The organism is Wolbachia endosymbiont of Cylisticus convexus (assembly GCF_003344345.1).
Genome location: NZ_QPIP01000146.1, coordinates 1 through 2,451 on the forward strand (window position 1 = coordinate 1; position 2,451 = coordinate 2,451).

Below are 2,451 nucleotides of genomic sequence, written 5' to 3' on the forward strand. Positions count from 1 at the left end.
GGCTTTGTTGCATCGCTCTTTGGATAGTAGATAATGTATAATAAATTCATGAAGCTATCTCAAATTTAGCGACGCCAATTTCAATAAATTTATTGAGTAAGTAGCATTTTATTAGCAATTCTTTTTCACGATTTACTTCGGATTTATTTCTAAAGCTAAACCCAAATGTTTGTTTTAGTCGCGAAAAAAAAACCTCAATATATGACCTCTTTCCATAATTTACTTTTTCTTTCCACTTCTTCATACCATCTTCATTATGTAATTTGATTAACCTAATAGCAGTGTTCCTATCAGACATGTAGTCTATTTTTAAATGCTCTGCTGCACAGGTTTTTGGTAGAATTTTTGCTTTTATATTATATTCTTTGCATAATTTATAAAGCTTATGCCTATCGTACGCCCTATCGGCATATAGTACTTTTACGACATGCTGAAAATCAACTTTTTTTAGCAGATCACAAGTGATCAGAGTAGACACCGTTACTGTATTTTACAGCTATGGCGTTTTTGCTATTTATATTCAACATTACATGCAATTTTCTTGTCTGTTCATAGCTGCGATACTTTCTATCTTTACTATTTTCCTTACTGTGACCAGGGGTATTATTATAAATACTGATACTTGTACTGTCTATGGCAATTTCAATATCTTCCATATTGTTTTTGTCAACTCTGCAATCATTGATCTTAATATTGAGTTTTTTAAACCTTCTTGAAGCCTGCGAATAGCTAATGACTGCTAAGCCTTTTCCTACTTGCTGCAAATATCCTTTTATAAACCCTACCGTTTGTCTTAAGCCAATTCTAAAGAGACTAGCGACTATATGCACTAAAATCACAACTTTATCACTGTAAATATTGTTGCCACCGAACACTTTTGGACCATGTTCGTACCAATTTTCTATTAATAAAATGAAAAATATTTCCTCTTTCTTGGAGAAATTTGTTATATTCATTGCAGTTACTGACTTTCATTTGCTGTGGCATATTTTTTCTTCAATGGTTAAATGGCTATTCTATAATGAATTTTGTCAGTAACTGCCAGTTCTTTTCTCTTGAGTGATGCAACAAAGCCACTGGAATCCAGAAAACTTAATTTAAAAAAGTTGTTATCCCAGTACTTCCTCTTTTGTCATCCCAGTCTGGAATCCAGTTAAATTTACGAGTGTAAAAGTAATACAACGTTTGATGATGATGGAAAAATGGATTCCAGCGTCACGCGCTGGAATGACATCGTCTTGAATGGAAACCAGTGCGTAATGCACCAAGGGGGTGTTATGCAAGCAGCCCTTTCGATCAGCGCGTGACACTAGAATCTAGAAAGTTTATATTAACAAGTTGTCATTCCAGTGCGTGACACTGGAATCCAGAAGGTTTATATTAACAAGTTGTCATGCCAGTGTCAAGCACACAGCTGTACGAACATTGCTTATGGAAAAGAAGAAAGGTAATAATCGTAGACTTTTTCTGAATCACCACCGCAATATTCAATGACAGATTTCGAGTCTAAGTTCGTTCATAAAAGCTCTCCTTGTAAACTTGTAACTCTTGATTTCGCTGCGTTTCCTGTATTCCGTTAATAGAACAGAGGCAATGAGAATCATGTACAACGTGACCAAAATTGTATTTTTACTATACCCGAGAAAATGTTTTGCATTGAGCTCCTGCTTGATCAATCTAAAAAAAATTTCTATCGATCAGCGCTTTTTGTAAAGAGTGCAAATCTCTTCAGCAGACATTTCGTAAATATTGGTTAAAAATGTGAGAATCTCACCACTTTCTTGGTTTTTTGCTTTAATGAGCCTGATTTCAAACGACAAAAATCTTGAACCATCTTGCCCTAACTGGACTACCATATCTTCTATCAGTTCGAGCGTTTCTGTTTGTATACCTGCAATTTTTGTGTGAATACGAACTATTTTATAACGAATATTGTCGTTGCCACGAGTGACAAAATGTATATCTTTTTTTAAAAATTCTTCAAAAGCTGCACGTTTTTGTAGCCCACGGTCGAATATACAAATTGACTCTTGACCATGATTTAAAATCATTTCCCGGAACGATTTATGATCCGAAAATCCTTCTGCCTGAGTACATAAATTAAGCAATTTTGCGAATCTTCCATCTGTTGAAATAGTGCATTTTATCATATTTTTCTCACAATATTTTGCGTTTCTGCAGGGAATACCAAGATGTAGTAATTTACTTGATAGCTGAAGTGTAGTTATCAGCAACTTTCGTTGATTTTCCGGAACTCTGCAACACGAACGAAAAAATCTTCTCAAAATACTTGACAGGTTAAGCGGCTTGCTACCGATGAATGGCGAGTATCTATATTGAACATTCTATGATAATTTTCCTCGATTGTCCTCAAACTCAGCTCATTTTTCTCCAGTATGCTATAGAGCAACAAATTGAAAACGTTTTCTCCAGTCAGCTTGCTAACCCTAT

1 protein-coding gene and 1 pseudogene are annotated in these 2,451 nt (G+C 34.8%); both read right to left on the reverse strand.

What is annotated here, in order from left to right; all coding sequences use genetic code 11:
* Window positions 1-46: 46 nt before the first annotated feature.
* Window positions 47-987, reverse strand: a pseudogene (locus Wcon_RS13525) (IS5 family transposase).
* 710 nt (window positions 988-1,697) lie between these two features.
* Window positions 1,698-2,234, reverse strand: a complete 537-nt coding sequence (locus Wcon_RS09320) for a transposase (RefSeq protein WP_147269151.1) — start codon at window positions 2,232-2,234, stop codon at window positions 1,698-1,700.
* Window positions 2,235-2,451: the final 217 nt, after the last annotated feature.